Below are 18,299 nucleotides of genomic sequence, written 5' to 3' on the forward strand. Positions count from 1 at the left end.
GTGGCGACGTTTTCGCTGACGCGGCCCAAGAAGTCGCGCACGCTCACCGCCGTCATGGCGCTGTACCTGCTCTACACCCTGGTTCCGCTGGCGTGGCTGGTGATCAACGCGACCAAGACGCAGGCGGCCCTGTTCTCGACCTCGGGCCTGTCCTTCGGCGGCCCGTTCGCGCTCTTCGACAACATCGCCCAGACGTTCACCTACAACAACGGGATCTTCTTCCGCTGGCTGGGGAACACGCTCTTGTACGTCGTGGTCGGCGCCGGCGGCGCGACGATCCTCGCCACCGCCGCGGGGTACGGGCTGGCCAAGTACCGCTTCCCCGGCCGCCGCGCGGTGTTCGCCGTCGTGCTCGGCGCGGTGGCCGTGCCCGCCACCGCGCTCGCCGTGCCGACGTTCCTGATGTTCAGCAAGCTCGGCCTGACCAACACCCCGCTGGCCATCATCATCCCGTCGCTGATCAGCCCGTTCGGCCTCTACCTGATCTGGGTCTACGCCGCCGACGCCATCCCCGACGAGCTGCTGGAAGCGGCGCGGATCGACGGCGCGGGCGAGTTCCGGATCTTCCTCACCGTGACGCTGCGCCAGCTGGTGCCCGGGATCGTCACCGTCGCGCTGTTCACCATGGTGCAGACGTGGAACAACTACTTCCTGCCGCTGATCATGCTGAGCGAGCCCAAGTGGTACCCGCTGACCGTCGGGCTCAACCAGTGGAGCGCGCAGGCGAACGGCGCCGGCGCGCAGCCGATCTTCAACCTCGTGCTCACCGGATCACTGCTCACCATCATCCCCCTCGTCCTCGCTTTCCTGCTCATGCAACGGTTCTGGCAATCCGGGCTGAGCGCGGGCAGCGTCAAGCAATAAAGCCGTCACACCGTCGTGAAGGGACACTCGATGTCACGCATCCGCAGTCGCGCCAAGGCGTTCGCAGCCGTGGTGCTGGCCGCCGCACTGGCGGCCGGTTGCTCCTCCGGGAGCTCGTCCGGACCCGCCGCCGCCACCGGCACCCAGGACTCCGTCGACGCCGCGCTCAAGGCGGGCGGGGAGATCACCTACTGGAGCTGGACGCCGTCGGCCAAGGACCAGGTCGCCGCGTTCCAGAAGGAATACCCGAACGTCAAGGTGAACTACGTCAACGCCGGCACGAACAAGGACGAGTACACCAAGCTGCAGAACGCGATCAAGGCGGGCTCCGGCGCGCCGGACGTCGCGCAGATCGAGTACTACGCCCTCCCGCAGTTCGCGCTGACCGATTCACTCGCCGACCTGAACCAGTTCGGCTTCGGCTCGTTCGAAAAGGACTACAGCGCCTCGACGTGGGCGCAAGTCAAGAACGGCAACGGGATCTACGGCCTGCCGCAGGACTCCGGCCCGATGGCGCTGTTCTACAACAAGGAAGTCTTCGACAAGAACGCCATCGCCGTGCCGAAGACGTGGGACGAGTACGTCGCCGCGGCGAAGAAGCTGCACGCCGCCGACCCCACGAAGTACATCACCTCGGACACCGGTGACCCGGGCTTCGTGCTGAGCATGATCTGGCAGGCGGGCGGGCGCCCCTTCGCCGTCGACGGCCGGAACGTGAAGGTCAACCTCGCCGACGCGGGCACCAAGAAGTGGACCGCGATGTGGGACCAGCTGATCCAGGGCAAGCAGCTCGCCCCGGTCAAGGAGTGGTCCGACGACTGGTTTCGCGCCCTCGGCGACGGCACCATCTCCTCGCTGGTCACCGGCGCCTGGATGCCGGGCAACTTCATCTCCTCGGTGCCCGGCGGGGCAGGCAAGTGGGCGGTCGCGCCGATGCCGACCTACGACGGCAAGCCGGTGACCTCGGAAAACGGTGGTAGCACGCAGTCGGTGCTCAAACAGAGCAAGAACCCGGCGCTGGCCGCGGGCTTCGTGCGCTGGCTCAACCACGCCGGCGGCGTCCAGCCGTTCATCAAGAGCGGTGGCTTCCCGTCCACGACGGCCGACCTGACCTCGCCCGCGTTCGTCGACGAGGCCGTGCCGTACTTCGGCGGCCAGAAGATCAACGAGGTGCTGACCCAGGCGTCGAAGGACGTCGCCCCGGGCTGGACCTACCTGCCGTACCAGACCTACGCCAACAGCGTCTTCAGTGACACCGCGGGCAAGGCCTACCTGAACGGCACCGGTCTCGACGCCGGGCTGGCGGCCTGGCAGCAGGCCATCGTGGACTACGGCAACCAGCAGGGCTTCACGGTCAGCGCCGGATGACCGTCCACATCGAAGGCGACGCGGGCCGGGTCATCGGTCCGGTCCCGCGCCGCCTCTTCGGCTCTTTCGTCGAGCACATGGGCCGGTCCGTGTACACCGGGTTGTACGAACCCGGGCACTCCACTGCGGACGATCGCGGCTTCCGCGGCGACGTCCTGGAGCTGGTGCGGGAACTCGGGCCGACGGTCGTCCGGTACCCCGGCGGCAACTTCGTCTCCGGCTACCGCTGGGAGGACGGCGTCGGCCCGGACCGGCCCGCCCGGCTCGACCCGGCCTGGCACAGCGTCGAGTCCAACCGCTTCGGCCTGCACGAATTCGTCGCGTGGGCCGAAGCCGCGGGTACCGAGGTGATGTACGCGGTCAACCTCGGTACCCGCGGCATCCAGGAAGCCGCCGACGTCCTGGAGTACTGCAACCACGCAGGCGGCACGGAACTGAGCGAGCGGCGGCGCGCGAACGGTGCCAACCGCCCGTTCGGCTTCAAGCTGTGGTGCCTGGGCAACGAAATGGACGGTCCGTGGCAGATCGGCCACAAGACCGCCGACGAGTACGGCCGCCTGGCCGCCGAGACCGCGCGGCTCATGCGGATGATCGACCCGGGGGTCGAACTCGTCGTCGCGGGCAGCTCGCACGCGGACATGCCGACGTTCGGCGAGTGGGAGCGCACGGTGCTGCGCCACACCGCCGGGCTCGTCGACCACATCTCGCTGCACGCCTACTACCAGGAGCTGCACGGCGACACCGACAGCTACCTGGCCAGCGGCGCCGCGCTCGACGCCTACATCGGCACGGTGGCGGGGATCATCGACGAGCTCGGGCTCGACGTCGGGATCAGCGTCGACGAGTGGAACGTCTGGGACCTGCGCCGCTGGAACGAGGTCGACCAGGCGCGGCTGGCCGAAGGCGGCTGGCGGGAGCACCCGCGGATCATCGAGGACGACTACACCGTCACCGACGCGGTCGTCGTCGGGTCGCTGCTGAGTTCGCTGCTGCGCAACGTCGACCGCGTGTCGATGGCGAACCAGGCGCAGCTGGTGAACGTCATCGCGCCGATCCGCACCGAGCCCGGCGGCCCGGCCTGGCGGCAGTCGACGTTCCACCCGTTCCAGCGGGTCGCCGCGCTGGCCGGCGGGGTGAGCCTGCGCCTGGCCGTCGAGGGCCCGCGGCTGCGCACCGCGCAGCACGGCGAAGTCGACCTCGTCGACGTCGCCGCGACGGTCGAAGAATCCGGGCGGGGCGCGGTGTTCCTGACCAACCGCGCCACGGCGTCGCCGACCGAGGTCCGCCTCCGGCTCCGCGGCGCCCGGTTCGGCGTCTACGCCGCCGAAACCCTGACCGCGCCCGCCGGCGAAACCCGGCACGCCGTCAACACCGCCGTCTCGCAACCGGTCCGGCCGGTGCCGCTCCCCGGCACCGCCGTGACGTCCGACCCAGGGGGGACCACCATCACCGTGACACTGCCACCCTTGTCCTGGACCGTGCTCCAGCTGAGCCCGGAGGCGGGCCGGCATGCCTGAGTTCGCCATCGGGGACACCGACTTCCTGCTGGACGGCCGTCCGTTCCGGATCCTTTCCGGTGCCCTGCACTACTTCCGGGTGCACCCGGACCTGTGGGCCGACCGGATCGACAAGGCCCGGCGGATGGGCCTCAACACCATCGAGACGTACGTGCCGTGGAACGCGCACGCCCCCGAGCCCGGCGTCTTCGACCTCACCGGCGGGCTCGACCTGGACCGCTTCCTGCGTCTCGTGGCCGACGCGGGGATGTACGCGATCGTCCGGCCCGGCCCGTACATCTGCGCCGAGTGGGACAACGGCGGCCTGCCGGCATGGCTGTTCCGCGACCCGGCGGTCGGGGTGCGGCGGTTCGAGCCGCGGTACCTCGCCGCCGTGCGCGAATACCTGACCCGCGTCTACGAAGTCGTGGTGCCGCACCAGATCGACCGCGGCGGACCGGTGCTGCTGGTCCAGGTCGAGAACGAGTACGGCGCGTTCGGCGACGACAAGCGCTACCTGAAAGCGCTCGCCGAGCACACGCGCGCGTCGGGGATCACCGTGCCGCTGACCACAGTGGACCAGCCGACGCCGGAGATGCTCGAAGCGGGCAGCCTGGACGGTTTGCACCGCACGGCTTCCTTCGGTTCCGGCGCGCGGGAGCGGCTGGCGATCCTGCGGGCGCACCAGCCGACCGGGCCGCTGATGTGCAGCGAGTTCTGGAACGGCTGGTTCGACAACTGGGGCGCGCACCACCACACGACTTCGGCCGCGGACTCGGCGGCCGAGCTCGACGCGCTGCTCGCGGCCGGCGCGTCGGTCAACCTGTACATGTTCCACGGCGGCACGAACTTCGGGTTCACCAACGGTGCCAACGACAAGGGCGTCTACCAGCCGATCGTGACGTCCTACGACTACGACGCGCCGCTGGACGAAGCCGGTGACCCGACGCCGAAGTACCACGCCTTCCGCGACGTGATCGCCCGCTACCACAAGGTGCCCGACAGCGTCCCGCCGCCGGCGCGCCCGGCGCCGACCCCGCACGGCGTGCTGCGCGACCCGGTCCGGCTGCTCGACGCGCCGGACCGGTGGGGCACCTGGGAATTCCACGAGGAACTGCCCGCGTTCGACGACCTGACCCCGATGCCGCAGCTGGCCTTGCTGCGCTGCGCCGTCGAGGGGGACACCCCCGGCGTGCTGACCTTCGGCGAGGTGCGCGACCGCGCGATGGTGTTCTTCGACGGCGACCCGGTCGGCACGCTCACGCGGGAGCACCACGACCGCGCGATCGCGCTGCCGCGGGCGGCGGGCGAGCTGCTGGTGCTGGTCGAGGACCAGGGCCGCGTCGACTACGGGCCGCGGATCGGCGAGGCCAAGGGGATCGTCGGCGGCGCGGAGCTGCACGGCGAGCCGCTGACCGGCTGGGACGTGCTGCCGCTCGACCTGACCGAGGTGCCCACCCTGCGGCCGTCGACGAGGACCGTCGTGTCCGGCCCGGTGGCCGGGCCGGTCCTGCTGCGCGCCGACATCGATGTCGGCGCGCCCGCCGACCTCTTCCTCGACACCGGGGAGTGGGGCAAGGGCCTGGCGTGGTTCAACGGCTTCCCGCTCGGCCGGTACTGGCGGCGCGGGCCGCAGCGGACGTTGTACGTGCCGCGCCCGGTGGTCCGGGCCGGCGGCAACGAACTCGTCGTGCTCGAACTGGGCACGATGCTCGACCCGGCGGCCCGGTTCGCGCCGCGGCCGTTGCTGGGCCACACGGAGGCCTGAGTAGTCCCCACCGCACCGAAGGGCAGTTCGACGATGAACCGCAAGCGTTTGCTCACCGTCCTTTGTGTACCCGTCGTGGCGGCCGGGATCGCCGCCGCCCCGGCGGCCGCGGCCACCGCGGTCACGGTGAAGCCCGATCCGACGTACCGGCAGCAGCCGTTCGACGGCTGGGGCGCGAGCCTGGCCTGGATGGCCGAAGCGACCGGCGGCTACCCCGACTCGATCCGGAACCGGCTGGCCGACCTGGTCTTCGGCGCCGACGGGCTGAACCTGAACATCGCCCGGTTCAACGTCGGCGGCGGCAACGCCCCCGACGTCCCGCCGTACCTGCGCGCGGGTGGCGCCGTCCCGGGCTGGTGGAAGGCGCCGGCCGGCACCACCCGCGCCGACAAGGACTGGTGGACCCCCGGTGACCCGGCCGAGTTCGACGCCGCCGCGGACCCGAACCAGCGCTGGTGGGTCGACAGGATCAAGAACCGCGTCACGAAGTGGGAGGCGTTCAGCAACTCGCCGCCCTACTTCCAGACCGTCTCCGGGTACGTCTCGGGTGGCTTCAACGCCACCGACGAGCAGCTGCGCCCGGACAAGATCGGCGACTTCACCGCGTACCTGGCCCACGTCGTGCGCACGCTCGAACGCGCGCACGGCATCGAGTTCTCGTCGGTGAACCCGCTGAACGAGCCGAACACGAACTACTGGAAGACGACCCTCGGGGCCGACGGCAACCCGACCGGCGGGCGGCAGGAAGGCGCGCACATCGGGCCGTCGGTCCAGTCGCAGCTGATCCCCGCGATGGCGGCGGCGCTGGCCGGGTCGAAGACGATCGTCTCCGCGCCCGACGAGACCAACCCGGACATCTTCGCCGCGGACTGGGCCGGCTGGTCGGCCGCGGCCCGCGCGGCGGCGGGACGGCTCAACGTGCACACCTACGGCACCGGCAACCGGCCGGTCCCGCGCGACCTGGCGAAGGGCGCCTCGAAGCCGTTGTGGATGAGTGAGGTCGGCGGCAGCTGGCTGGACCGGCAGGACTTCACGTCCATGGACCCCGGGCTCGGGATGGCCAAGCAGATCACCGACGACCTCCGCCTGCTCGAGCCGAGCGCGTGGGTGAGCTGGCAGCCGATCGAGGACTACAACAACATGAAGCCCGGCGGCGAGTCCGCGGCCGGGATGAACTGGGGCGAGATCCAGGTCCCGTTCGACTGCCCGGCTTCCGCCACGCCGCAGACGTGCCAGATCCGGACCAACACGAAGTTCAATACGATGCGGAACTTCACCCATTACATCCGGCCCGGTGACCGGCTGGTCGGCGTGGACGACACCGCGTCGACGGCCGCGATGCGCGGCGAGGACCTGGCGACGGTCGTGCACACCAACGCGAGCACCGACGAGCAGGACGTCACCCTCGACCTGTCCGGGTTCCGGAACATCCGGCGGGGCGCTTCGGTGACGCCGGTCATCACCGACGTCACGGGCGCACTGAAGCGGGGCAAGGCGGTCAAGGTGACCTCGGCGCACGCCACGCTGCGGGTGCCCGCGCGCTCGGTCACGAGCTTCCTGGTCGACGGCGTCTCCGCGACGGCGGCCGGCACCGGCCTCGGCTCCGGCAAGCCGTTCGCGTTCACCGGCGTGCAGAGCGGCAAGTCGCTCTCGGCGGAGAACGGGGCACTGCTGCAGCGCACGACCGACGCTTCGGCGCCGGCGCAGCGCTGGACCCTCACCGACCGCACCGGCCGCTACGGCAGCCGCGACCGCTTCACCATCACCAACGCGGGCACCGGCCAGGTCCTGAGCACCTCCGGCGGCGCGGTGGCGCTGGCCCCGGCGGGAACCTGCGACGCGGCCGCCCAGTGGACACTGTCCACCACGGGCGACGGCACCTGGACGTTCGTCAACGCGGCGACCGGGCAGCTGCTCGACGTCACCGGCGAGTCCCGCGCGGACGGCGCGCCGATCGGCCTGTACCGGCCGACCAACGGGCCGAACCAGCGCTGGCAGGCGGTGGCCCGCTGACCTCCGGCAACCCCAATGTGGCGTTGGTTGCGTCAGACGCACCGAACGCCACATTGGGTGCGTAGGACGCACCGAACGCCACATTGGGGTGCTTCGGGCGGACTTGCGCCTGCGCAGAATGGCCGGCACCTCGTGGTCGATCTGCGGGCCCGTCTGATCGGGCAGCGGCTCGGTCTCGGGGCTCGCGTCGCCGGTGCACAGCCAGTCCGCCTGCTCGCGCGACGTCAACTTCCCGGGCTACCCGGCGCGGCCCTCGCCAAACCGGGCGCGCTGGGCCGGTAGAGTTCACCCGGACCCGTTGAAACGCCAGCGGTGGTCTTGGTTGACGCTGCTGGCGAGCCCATCCCCGTGCTCGCCGCTCGACGCATGGGAGGGGTGGGCCTTGCCGACCACTGGCGACGGCATGGCGGAGCGGGTCGACGAGCTGAACGCCGTACTGGCCGATCTCGTCGGGGTCCTCGAATCGGTGTCCGACACACCCGGGCTGCTCGACGCGGTCTGCGGCGAGGCGGTCCGGGTGGTGCCGGACGCGGACCTGGCCAGCATCATGGTGGTCCGCGACGGCGTGACGCAGACCGCGGCCTTCACCGACGAGCGCGCCCGGCGCATCGACGACGTGCAGTACGCCGCGGGCGACGGCCCCGGCTTGCTCGCAGCGCTGACGGGCGAGGTCGTGCGGGTGTCGGTCGGCGAAACGGGCGAGCGGTGGCCCGAGTTCGTGGCCGCGGCGAAGGAAATCGGCGTGGGCAGTTACCTGGCGGTCCCGCTGCGCGTGGACGACAACCTGGTCGGCGCGGTCACACTGTTCGGGTTCGGCGCGCACGGCTACCACGAGTTCGACACGAAGGTGCTGCGCCTGTTCATGTTGTGCGTGGAAACGGTCCTGCGCCTGACCCGCCGCTACCGCGAAGCCCGGCGCCTCGCCGACGAGCTGCGCAACGCGATGGAGACGCGCGCGGTGATCGAGCAGGCGAAGGGCATGCTGATGCTGATCCACCGGGTCAGCGAAGACGCGGCGATGCAACGGCTGATCACGGAGTCCCAGCACACGAACATCAAGCTCCGCGACGTCGCGGCCCGCTTCACGCGGAGGATGAGCTCGGCCGACGGCGGCCCGCCGCGCTCCTGAACAACGTCCCGAGACCGTTCTGGACCGGCTCTTCACCGAGCCGGTCCAGGGCGTCCCAGACGGTGACGGCGGTGGCGGTCAGGACCGGTTTGCCGAGCCGCGTCTCCAGCTCGCCGAGCAGTGGCGTGGTGTGCAGGGCGGTTTCGGGCACGAGCACGACCTGCGCTTCCTCGTGATCGGCGGCTTCGGTCAGTTCGGTGATCCGTGCCGGGCCCCAAGTGGCGATCGTGCGGTCCGAACCGGCGTCGGCCGAGACGGCGTGCACCGTCGTCACGCCCGCTTCGGCGAGGAACGCGGCGAAGCTCGCGGTCAGGTCCGGGTGGTAGACGGAGGCGAGCGCGACGCGGCCGACGTCCAGCCGCTCTAGCGCGGCGAGGTAGGCGAGTGAGGTGCTGCTCGCCGGGACACCGAGGTGTCCGGCGAGGGCCGTGGCCTGGGCGCGGGCGCCGTCGAGGCCGTGGGTGAAGCTGCAGCTGGAGCAGGCCCAGCTCACGACGTCGGGCGCGGCCGGGAAGTGGTCGGCGGCCTGGGTGAGGCGCTCGGGCGCGCCGATTTCCCGCACGGCCGCGGCCGTGCCCGGTTCGCCGTCCGCACCCCACTCGGGGTAGGCGAAAGCGAGGCCGATGGCCGGGTCGAGGCGGCGGCACAGCTCGGCGAAGTCGGCTTCGCCGCAGTCGCGGGTCGGGTACAGCAGTCCGAGGTCCATGCCTCCCGGCTACCCGGATTTCGCGGACGGCCGCCGGTGCAGCAGGTCGAACCGCGACCACATGGCCTCGGCCGCCTCGATCGACTCGCTCGTGCGGACCGGGTCGACCGCCGCCAGCTGGGCGACGATCGCCTGGGCCAGCGCCATGCCCGCGGTCAGCGACGGGAAGAACGTCACGCCCTCCGCGGGCACCATCAGCACGTGCTCGGCCGCGTCCGCGAGCGCCGGGCTGGCGGCGTCCGTGATGGCGAAGACGCGCGCGCCGCGGCTCTTGGCCTCGTTCGCCGCCAGGACCGTGCTCTCGTAGAGGCGCCAGAAGCTGATCGCCACCAGCACGTCGTCGCCCGTCAGCTTCGCGGTCTGGTTGGCGAGTTCGGCGTCGCCCGCCGTCACCGCGTGCACGTCGTAACCGGCCAGGCGCGCGTTGTGCGCCATCGCGATCCCGACCGCCGCGTAGCTGCCGTCGGCGATGACCAGCGTCCGCCGCGCGGCCCCGATCGCCTGGGCGACCTCGCGCAGCACGTCCTCGTCGAACCGGCGGTTCAGCAGGGCCAGGCTGTCGAGGTCGCGGCGCAGGGACGCCGAGCCCGGCGAGCCGACGCCGCGGTGCTCCTCGGCGACCTGCGGCGCGCTCAGCGACGACATGTACCGCGCCCGCAGCTCCTGCTGCAGCGCCGGCCACCCGGCGAAGCCCAGCGCCTGCGCCGTGCGCGTCACGGTCGCGACGTTGACGCCGGCGATCTGCGCCAGCTCGGCCGTCGAGCCGAACGACGCGCGCCGGGGCTGGGAGACCAGCGCCTCCAGCACCGCGGCCGACTTCGGCCGCAGCCCCCGCGCGGGCAGCCGGTCCCGCAGCCACGCCTCGAAACCGTCGTCCGTCTCCGCCACTTCGGCGCCTCCCTCGTCCGCGTAGACCGTAACGCAGCGATGTCGCCTTGCAACAAACATTGCAAAATGCTGAAAACGCAGTATACGTTGTCCGCACTCCCCGGCGCCCGGACACGGAAGGCGTTCCCCATGACCCTGCTCGCGCGACTGGATCGGCTCCCGCTGAGCCGGCCCCACTACAAACTGCTGCTCATCGGCGGGCTCGGCTACACCTTCGACGGCATGGACTCGGCGGTCGTCGCCTTCCTGCTGCCCAGCGCCAAGGCGGCGTGGGGTCTCGACAACGGCCAGCTCGGCCTGATCGGCTCCGCGACGCCGTTCGGCTTCCTCTTCGGCGCGATCGCGGCCGGCCTGCTCGGCGACCGCATCGGCCGCAAGAAGGTCATGATGTACGCGCTGGCGTTCTACGCGCTGTTCTCCGTCATCGCGTCCTTCTCGCCCAACTACGAAGTCTTCCTGGGCGCCCGGGTCCTGGCCGGCGCCGGCGCCGGCGCGGAAAGCGCGATCATCGCGCCGTTCCTGTCCGAGTTCGTCCCGGCCAAACGGCGCGGCTGGTTCGTCGGCGCGCTCGCCGGGTTCTTCTCCTTCGGGTTCGTGGCGGCCGCGCTGATCGGGCGGTTCGTGGTGCCGTCGTTCGACGAAGGCTGGCGCGTCGCGCAGCTCGTCACCGCGCTGCCGATCGTGATGCTGCTGTGGTGGCGCCGATCCCTGCCCGAGTCGCCGCGGTTCCTGCTCGCGCAAGGACGTTCGGCCGAAGCCGAGACCGTCGTCGCCAAGATCGAACGCGACGTCGAGCGGGCGACCGGCACGGTCCTGCCGCCGGTGCCCCCGGCCGACGCGCAGCCCGCGACCGAAACGCCGAAGGTCAACCTGCTCAGTGCGCTGAAGTTCCTGTGGAGCCCCGCGATGCGGCGCCGGACGGCGGTGATCTGGACCGTCTGGTTCGTGATCACGTTCTCCTACTACGGTTTCTTCTCGTGGATCCCGACGCTGCTCGTGGAGCGCGGCATCACGGTGACCAAGAGCTTCGAGTTCTCGATCATCATCTATCTGGCCCAGGTGCCCGGGTACTTCTCGGCCGCGTGGCTGTCCGAACGGCTCGACCGCAAGCACACGATCGCGCTGTACCTGGCGGGTTCGGCCGTGAGCGCGTTCTGGCTGAGCCAGACGAGTGCACCGTGGTCGATCACCCTCGCCGGCGCGGTGCTGTCGTTCTTCCTCAACGGCACCTACGCCGGGGTGTACTCCTACACGCCCGAGGTGTTCCCGACCTGGATCCGCGCCAGCGGCACCGGCCTGTCCAGCGCGTTCGGCCGGGTCGGCAGCATCCTGGCGCCGACGATCATCGGCCTGTCCGCGGCGAGCCTCGGCTTCGCCGGCGTCTTCGGCCTGACGACGGCGGTGCTGGCGGCCGGCGTGCTCTGCGTGCTCGTCTTCGGCCTGTCCACCGCGGGCCGCTCCCTGGAAGAACTGACCGAACACGGCGCCCCGAAGGCGGTCGCGAAGGAGATGACGAAGTGAGTTTGTCCACTGTGGAGGAACGGGTGCGCGCCGAGCTGGGCGTGCGGCTGTTCACGGTGCTGGCCTGGCTCCCGGAGCAGCGGGCGCTGCGCCGGGTGCACAGCAGTCATCCCGCGGAGTACCCGGTGGGCGGCGAGAAGACGGTGGAGGTCGCGGCCGGCTGGCTCGACCGCTGCATCACCGCGCGCGAGCCGTACTTCGGCCCGGACCGCGCGGCGGTGCGCGAGGTCTTCGCCGACCACGAGCTGATCGAATCCCTCGGCTGCGGCTCGATCATCAACGTCCCGGTGGTGTCCGGCGACCGCACGCTCGGGGTGCTGAACATCCTCGACGCGGAAGGCGCGTACGACGAGAAGTCGGTCGCGGTGGCGGAATCCCTGGCGCCGCTCGCGGTGCCGGCCCTGCTGGAGGTGTCCCGGTGAACCTGGTGCTGCGCAACGCCCGCCTGCTCGACCCGCTGTCGGGCGAGTACACCGAAGGCGACCTGCGGTGCGATTCCGGCCGCATCGTCGAGACGGGTCCGGGCCTCTCCGCCCCCGGCGTGCGGTCGATCGACGTCCGCGGCGCGGTCGTGCTGCCGGGCCTGGTGGACGCGCACGTCCACGTCACAGCGTCGACGGCCGACCTGGGCTCGCTCCCGTCGACGTCACCGTCCTATGTGGCCGCGCACAGCGCCCGCACGATGAGCCGCATGCTGGACCGCGGCTTCACGACGGTCCGCGACGCGTCGGGCGCCGACTACGGCTTGGCGGACGCCCAGTCGGAAGGCCTGTTCCGCGGCCCCCGCCTGCTGTTCTGCGGCCGGGCCCTGAGCCAGACGGGCGGCCACGGCGACAGCCGCACCCGGGGAGCCAACGCGAAGGACGACCACCCCTGCTGCGCGGGCCTCGGCCGCGTGGCCGACGGCGTGGACGCGGTCCGCGCGGCCGCCCGCGACGAGCTGCGCAAGGGCGCCCACCACATCAAGGTGATGGCCTCGGGCGGCGTGGCTTCCCCGACCGACCGCATCGACTCGACCCAGTATTCGGCCGACGAGCTGAGCGCGATCGTCGAGGAGGCGTCGGCGGCGAACCGGTACGTCGCCGCGCACGCGTACACGGCCCGAGCGGTCAACCGCGCATTGGAGCTGGGCGTCCGGTCGATCGAGCACGGGAACCTGCTGGACGACCGGAGTGTCTCGCTGTTCCTGTCCCAGGACGCGTACCTCGTGCCGACGCTGGTGACGTACTGGGCGCTGAAGGAGGAGGGCCGCGAGCACGGCCTCCCGGAGTCGAGCTGGCGCAAGGTGGACGACGTCCTGGGCGCGGGGCTGGCCGCGCTGGAGCGGGCCGCGCGTGGCGGGGTGAAGATCGTTTACGGGACCGACCTGCTGGGCGGGATGCACCGGCACCAGAACCACGAGTTTCGGCTGCGGGGGGAGGTCCAGACGCCGTTGGAGGTCATCCGTTCGGCGACTTCGACGGCGGCGAATTTGGTCAATCTGACGGGGGAGATCGGCACGCTGGCGGTGGGGGCGCACGCGGACCTGCTGGTGGTGGCGGGGGATCCGCTGGAGGATGTCGGGGTTTTGGCGGAGCCGGGGAACTTCAGTTACATCGTGCAGGGCGGGGAGGTGGTCGGGGGGACCACCGCCTGACGTCCGGGTTCGGTGGTGCCCCGGTGTTTTGCCGGGGCACCCGCCGTACTACGTCAGCAGCGCCACCATTCCTCGAGCAGTTCCTCTTCGAGGTCGGGGAAGTCCTCGAACAGTTCGTCTTCGAGGTAGGGGATGGCCAAGGGGTGGTTCAACTCTTGCTCCTGCATGGTTCTGGAAATCGCGAAAGATGAATCAAGATACTCGAAGTTGACTGGGGAACCACGGTGCCAGCCACCAGGCTGACGGCTGTTCACTCAAGCACTACTCCGGGTAACAGCCGCGCACGCGTGAGCGGCTTGCGGCGTGAATAATGCCCACGATCGGGGCCCGTTGCAAGCTTGTGACAGCGGTTCACTCGTTAGTGGCGGCGTGGCCTGCCATTTCGCGGCGGACACGCCATCGCGACCGTCCGCTCATCTCCCTTGCGTGCGTCCGGGATGAGCCCGTCGACGTCCACCGTGACCTCGTCCAGCCGCGCCTGCAGCCGGTCGGCCTTGAGGTCCCGCCCGCGCCCCCGGTAGAACGCGATCGCCTCCGTCCACGCCTCGATCGCTTCGTGCGGATTGTGCAGCCCGCACAGGATTTCGCCCAACGTCTCGAGGGCCCGCGCCTGCCCACTTGCCGTATGCCCTCGCCGAGCTTGATCGACGGCGTCCCAGGCCAGCCGCAGCGATTCGCGGGCGCGGCCTTCCGTGTGCGCCAGCCGGGCGCGGACGGTGCAGAGCTTCATCGACGCCGTCAGGTCTTCGCGGTCTTCGAGGTTGGCCAGCGCCTGGCGGCAGTGCATGTGGGCGAGTTCCGGCTGCCGCTCGTGCGTGTGCAGGGAGGCCAAGGCCGTATGCGTCGCGATCAATCCCATCGTGTCCCCGAGCACAGTTCGGGCGTGCAGGGCGCGCTGGTAGTGCGGGAGGGCCTGCGCGTGCTGGTCGAGGTCCGCGAACGTGTCGCCGAGGTAGTGCTCGGCGATGCCTTCCCGGACCGGGTCGCCCGACCGGCGCGCCAGGTCGATGCACCACCGGTACAGGCTGATCGCCTCAGCGTGCTCGCCGCGGCGGTGGTGCAGGCGGCCGAGGTTGATCTTGACCGTGAGAATTCCGACGGTTTCGTCGTACTCCGTTGCGATTTCCAATGCCCGGTCGAGGTAGTGGCGGGCTTTCTCGCAGTCGCCGAGCGCCAGGTGGCGTTCCCCGAGGTCGTTGAGGGACGACGCCTCCGCGACGACGTTCCCCGTGGCGCGGGCCGCCCGGATGGCCACCTGCAACCCCTGCGTGATGGCCGACGTGCAGCCGTGGCGCTCCCAGCTGTCGGTCAGCAGGTGGGGGAGCACGATCGCGTGGTCGAGCAGGCCCCGGCGTTCGCATTCGCCGATCAACGCGGACAGGTTGTCGCGCTCGCGCAGGGCCCAGCGCACCGCGGCCGTGGCGGTGCCGAACGTGAGGGGCACGATTCCGGGCTCGGCCGGGAGCATCGGCGGGCGGCCGCGGTACGGGTGCGCGATCAGGTGGGCGCGCAACGCGGTCTGCAAGTAGTGCGAAGCCAGCCGGCGCAGCGGGCCCGGGTCGTCGTCCGGGATCAGGGTCCGCGCATACCGGTGGAAGATGTCGGGCACGCGGTAGCGATCGGGTTCGCCGGGCTGGTCGACGAGGTGCCACGCGACCAGGTTCTCCAGGGCCCGGCGGGTGGCTTCCGCCGGGTGCTCGCTGGCGGACAGCAGCGTGCCGACGTGGATTTCGGTGCCGGGGTGGTGCCCGAAGAGGCGGAAGACGTCCTGGGCGGTCGGGTCGAGCGCCTGGTACGACCCGGAAAACGTGGTGCGGAGGCCGGCGTCGTGCCCGTCGTCGCCGATGCTCAGCAGGGTTTCCGGATCGCGCAGCTGGTCGAGCATGGTGTCGAGGCTGACGCCGGCCCGCTCGGCGGCTCGCTGGGCCAGCAAGGTCAAGGCCAGCGGGAGGCCGTCGCCGAGCACCGTCAGCGCCCGCGCCGCCTCGGGCTCCTCCTCGGCGCGGCCCCGCATCCGCTTGCTGAGCAACGCGAACGACTGTTCCTCGTCGAGGTGGCCGAGCTTCGTGGTGGGGATGTCGTGGCGGCGGGCCAGCGCGGCGAGCGAGTTGCGCGAAGTGAGCAGCACCGTGCACGACTCGAGGACGTCGACGAGCTCGTCGACCTGGTCCGAGCCGCCCGCGTTGTCGAGGATGACGAGCATCGGGCTTCGGCGGGCGAGTAGTGAACGCAGCGTCGTCGCGCGGGCCGTGGCGCTGACCAGGTGGTCGACCGGGTAGTCGAGCGCGGTGAGCGTCAGGTCGACGACCTCGTCGGTCGTCCGTGCCGGTCCCGGGCCGAAGCCCCGCAGGTCGACGCAGACGATGCCGCCGGGGAAGTGGCCGGCCGAGCGGTGGGCCCAGTGCGCGGCGAGGGCCGTCTTGCCGATGCCCGGCAGCCCGCTGACGATGGCCGCGTGCGCGTGGCCGGTACCAGGCGAGAGCAGGTGCCGGTCCAGCGCGGCCAGTGCGTCGGCGCGGCCGACGAACCCGGGGAGGTGCCGCGGCAGCCCGACGCGGATCGCGCCGGCGGGCTCCGGGGTGGGCGGCGGCGCGGGTTTCGCCTTCGCGCCCGGGTAGCGCGTTCGCAGGTGTACGTGGTGCTCCTGCAGGTCCACGGCCGCGTCCCGGTCGCCGGCCGCCGAGAATTCCTTGAGCACCGCTTCGACGTAGCTACGTGCCTCGTGGGACTGGTCCAGCGCGTAGAGGGCGGTGGTCCGGAGCTTCACGAAGGTCAGCTCGCCCGCGTAGGGGTGGGGGACTTCGCTCAGCTGCTCGAGCGCCTCGCCGGGCCGGCCGGTCGTCAGCAGTTCGGCGGCGAGGAAACCGTGCGCCGGCGCCCAGTGCGCGGCCATCGTGTGCCGCCGCCAATTCCGCGCGGGTTCGGTGGTGAGGCCGGCGAGCGGTTCGTCGCGCCACAGCGCGAGGGCCGCACGCGCGATCTCGCAGGCGTTTTCGTGATCGCCGCCGACGCTGGACCGCCGCGCGCGGTGCATTTCGTCGGTGAACCGCCGGAAATCCACGAGATCGGGAGCGATATCGAGGAGGTAGCCACCGTTCAACGCGCGGACCGAAGGTGGTTCGTCGGTCTCTTCGAGGCTGTGCCGAAGTCGCGTGATCGCTTTGTACAACGCTTCTTTGGGATTGACCGGTGGTGCTCCGTCGCTCCATGCCCAGTTCAGCAAGTGGCCCTGCGAGAACCGCTTTCCCGGGTCGGTGAGCAGCGCGCCGAGCAGGTGACGCGCTTGCCGGGACCCCCAGTCCTCGGTCAGCTTCCCGTGCATCCGCACTGTTGTCTGCCCGAGAATTCCGTACGCGATCTCCATTCTCCGTTCCTTTCCCCTCTCCTCTCGCCAGCCTTGCATCGTTTTGGTTAATCGGCGACGACGGGCCGATAACGATCGATTGTGTCGGCTAAGTGGCCACGGTTTGTCCGGGCTTTGTCCGTCGCGTGGGAAGTCCCCCGGGAGTACCGGCCCGGAAGCTCTCGTCGTGGCACACACCGCGACGACGGCGAGGGGATGCGAGATGACGGGATTGTGGGTACGAGGGCCGGTCGGACTGGACGCCGGGGCGCGTGTCACCCGGCCGCGGTGCCGGGTGGTGCTGGTCGTGGTCCCTTCGGTGACCGCCGGCACGCGGCTGGTCGAGCTGGTTTCCCTGCTGGAACCGGATTTGCGCGTCCAGGTGGTCTACACCGTGCCGCACACCACGGAACGCTGGCCGGGGGCCGAAGAGTTCGTCCGCGGCCTGCACGGCCTGGTGCTGCCGTGGGAGCAGGCGCTCGCCCACCGGTTCGACCTGGTCCTGGCGGCGAGCCCTCGCCAGCTGGCCGAGGTGCACGGGCCCGTCCTCCTGGTCGGGCACGGCGCCGGGCCGGTGTCCCGCCGGTTCAGCCGGAAAGCGGGCCAGGCCACCGAACCCACCACGGGGTTCGACCGCGAGCTGCTGACCTTCCGCGGGCGCGTGCTGCCGTCGGTGCTCGGCCTGGGCACCGACGCCGAGGCGGACCTGGTGCGCGAGCGATGTCCCGAGGCATTGCCGAACGCCGTGGTGGCCGGGGACATCTGCTACGACCGGATGCGGGCGAGCCGGCACCGGCGCGACGCCTACCGCGCCGCGCTGGGGGTGCCGCCGGACCGGCGGCTCGTCGTGATCAGCACGACGTGGTTCACCGATTCGGCGTTCGGCAGGCTGCCGCGGCTGTACCGGGACGTGGTGGACGCGCTGCCGTCCGACGAGTTCACCGTCGCCGCGATCCTGCACCCGCTCGTGTGGGCGGTCCACGGACGGCGTCAGGTCAGCGCGTGGCTCTCCGACGCGGTGGCGCGAGGCCTGCTGCTGATCCCGCCGGAATCCGGGTGGCAGGCGACGATGCTCGCCGCCGACTGGGTGATCGGCGACCACGGTTCGACGACGGGCTACGCGGCGGCGATGGGCTGCCCGGTGACCTACGTGTCGATGCCGGCCGGGCAGCCGCGGGAGGGGAGCGTCGCGGCCGCGGTCCGCACGCACGCGTTGCCGCTGACCTGGGGACGGCCGCTGCCCGAGCAGCTCGATTCCGCGCGGGAACGCGTGGCCGAACTCGCCGCGGCGGCCACCGGCGCGATCACGTCCCGGCCGGACCGCGCGGCGGAAATCCTGCGGGCGGCGATGTACCGGCTGCTCGAGCTTTCGGCTCCCGCCTCGCCCGCCGTGCCCCCGCTGGTGCCGGCCCCGTGCCCGCTGCCGGCGTGGTCGGCGTGACCGGCCCGGGGGTGTGGCCGGTGCGGGTCCGGCTGGCGCGGTCGAGCGTCGCGCTCCTGGTGGCCGACGCCCGTGCGGCCGCCGAGGCCTGGCTCGGGTGCGCCGACGTCGTCCTGACCGGTGTCC

The 18,299-nt window shown here is 71.2% G+C and carries 13 protein-coding genes; 10 read left to right on the plus strand and 3 right to left on the minus strand.

The window, feature by feature from the left end:
- The 6 genes from H4696_RS43895 to H4696_RS43920 all read left to right on the plus strand — a co-directional run bounded on the left by H4696_RS43895 (position 1) and on the right by H4696_RS43920 (position 8,638).
- Positions 1-864 carry a carbohydrate ABC transporter permease gene (locus tag H4696_RS43895; protein ID WP_086856981.1) on the plus strand — a complete coding sequence of 288 codons (864 nt, stop codon included), beginning with the start codon at positions 1-3 and terminating at the stop codon, positions 862-864.
- 30 nt (positions 865-894) lie between these two features.
- Positions 895-2,232: an ABC transporter substrate-binding protein gene (locus H4696_RS43900; protein ID WP_192782858.1), complete on the plus strand. Its 1,338-nt coding sequence runs from the start codon at positions 895-897 to the stop codon at positions 2,230-2,232.
- Positions 2,229-3,749 (plus strand): alpha-N-arabinofuranosidase, encoded by a 1,521-nt coding sequence (locus H4696_RS43905; RefSeq protein WP_086856980.1) that lies wholly within the window; start codon positions 2,229-2,231, stop codon positions 3,747-3,749. Before H4696_RS43900 ends, H4696_RS43905 begins: the two co-directional genes overlap by 4 nt.
- Positions 3,742-5,496: a glycoside hydrolase family 35 protein gene (locus H4696_RS43910; RefSeq protein WP_086856979.1), complete on the plus strand. Its 1,755-nt coding sequence runs from the start codon at positions 3,742-3,744 to the stop codon at positions 5,494-5,496. Before H4696_RS43905 ends, H4696_RS43910 begins: the two co-directional genes overlap by 8 nt.
- A gap of 33 nt (positions 5,497-5,529) precedes the next feature.
- A complete protein-coding gene (locus tag H4696_RS43915; RefSeq protein ID WP_086856978.1) occupies positions 5,530-7,509 on the plus strand; it encodes an RICIN domain-containing protein in 1,980 nt (659 codons plus the stop codon).
- Positions 7,510-7,912: 403 nt separating this feature from the next.
- Entirely contained in the window at positions 7,913-8,638 is a 726-nt protein-coding gene (locus H4696_RS43920) for an ANTAR domain-containing response regulator (RefSeq protein ID WP_169734844.1), read from the plus strand.
- Here the strand turns inward: H4696_RS43920 and H4696_RS43925 are convergent.
- Positions 8,592-9,344 carry a maleate cis-trans isomerase family protein gene (locus H4696_RS43925; RefSeq protein WP_086856976.1) on the minus strand — a complete coding sequence of 251 codons (753 nt, stop codon included), beginning with the start codon at positions 9,342-9,344 and terminating at the stop codon, positions 8,592-8,594. The genes H4696_RS43920 and H4696_RS43925 overlap by 47 nt on opposite strands.
- 9 nt (positions 9,345-9,353) lie before the next feature.
- Positions 9,354-10,232, minus strand: coding sequence for a MurR/RpiR family transcriptional regulator (locus H4696_RS43930; protein ID WP_086856975.1), 879 nt, complete (start codon positions 10,230-10,232; stop codon positions 9,354-9,356).
- A gap of 129 nt (positions 10,233-10,361) precedes the next feature.
- On the opposite strand from H4696_RS43930, the gene H4696_RS43935 reads away from it, so the two are divergent.
- The 3 genes from H4696_RS43935 to H4696_RS43945 are packed head-to-tail and all read left to right on the plus strand — an operon-like array spanning position 10,362 to position 13,389.
- Positions 10,362-11,753: an MFS transporter gene (locus H4696_RS43935; protein WP_086856974.1), complete on the plus strand. Its 1,392-nt coding sequence runs from the start codon at positions 10,362-10,364 to the stop codon at positions 11,751-11,753.
- Complete coding sequence (locus H4696_RS43940) at positions 11,750-12,175, plus strand: GAF domain-containing protein (RefSeq protein ID WP_086856973.1); 426 nt, start codon at positions 11,750-11,752, stop codon at positions 12,173-12,175. The genes H4696_RS43935 and H4696_RS43940 overlap by 4 nt, the downstream gene beginning before the upstream one ends.
- Positions 12,172-13,389 (plus strand): metal-dependent hydrolase family protein, encoded by a 1,218-nt coding sequence (locus tag H4696_RS43945; RefSeq protein WP_169734842.1) that lies wholly within the window; start codon positions 12,172-12,174, stop codon positions 13,387-13,389. The genes H4696_RS43940 and H4696_RS43945 overlap by 4 nt, the downstream gene beginning before the upstream one ends.
- 358 nt (positions 13,390-13,747) lie before the next feature.
- On the opposite strand, the gene H4696_RS43950 is transcribed toward H4696_RS43945, so the two are convergent.
- A complete protein-coding gene (locus H4696_RS43950; protein WP_158104269.1) occupies positions 13,748-16,753 on the minus strand; it encodes an AfsR/SARP family transcriptional regulator in 3,006 nt (1,001 codons plus the stop codon).
- Positions 16,754-16,955: 202 nt separating this feature from the next.
- On the opposite strand from H4696_RS43950, the gene H4696_RS43955 reads away from it, so the two are divergent.
- Positions 16,956-18,173, plus strand: a complete 1,218-nt coding sequence (locus H4696_RS43955) for a hypothetical protein (protein WP_086856970.1) — start codon at positions 16,956-16,958, stop codon at positions 18,171-18,173.
- The last annotated feature ends 126 nt before the right edge of the window (positions 18,174-18,299 follow it).

The sequence above is a fragment of the Amycolatopsis lexingtonensis genome, assembly GCF_014873755.1.
In the GTDB taxonomy this organism is placed as follows: Bacteria; Actinomycetota; Actinomycetes; order Mycobacteriales; family Pseudonocardiaceae; genus Amycolatopsis; species Amycolatopsis lexingtonensis.

What these genes read in the sequence shown, in the direction of transcription:
- H4696_RS43910 (WP_086856979.1), top strand. Translation starts at nt 3,742, where the DNA reads ATGCCTGAGTTCGCCATCGGGGACACCGACTTCCTGCTGGACGGCCGT.
- H4696_RS43925 (WP_086856976.1), bottom strand. Translation starts at nt 9,344, where the DNA reads ATGGACCTCGGACTGCTGTACCCGACCCGCGACTGCGGCGAAGCCGAC.
- H4696_RS43905 (WP_086856980.1), top strand. Translation starts at nt 2,229, where the DNA reads ATGACCGTCCACATCGAAGGCGACGCGGGCCGGGTCATCGGTCCGGTC.
- H4696_RS43920 (WP_169734844.1), top strand. Translation starts at nt 7,913, where the DNA reads ATGGCGGAGCGGGTCGACGAGCTGAACGCCGTACTGGCCGATCTCGTC.
- H4696_RS43950 (WP_158104269.1), bottom strand. Translation starts at nt 16,753, where the DNA reads ATGGAGATCGCGTACGGAATTCTCGGGCAGACAACAGTGCGGATGCAC.
- H4696_RS43900 (WP_192782858.1), top strand. Translation starts at nt 895, where the DNA reads ATGTCACGCATCCGCAGTCGCGCCAAGGCGTTCGCAGCCGTGGTGCTG.
- H4696_RS43915 (WP_086856978.1), top strand. Translation starts at nt 5,530, where the DNA reads ATGAACCGCAAGCGTTTGCTCACCGTCCTTTGTGTACCCGTCGTGGCG.
- H4696_RS43955 (WP_086856970.1), top strand. Translation starts at nt 16,956, where the DNA reads ATGACGGGATTGTGGGTACGAGGGCCGGTCGGACTGGACGCCGGGGCG.
- H4696_RS43935 (WP_086856974.1), top strand. Translation starts at nt 10,362, where the DNA reads ATGACCCTGCTCGCGCGACTGGATCGGCTCCCGCTGAGCCGGCCCCAC.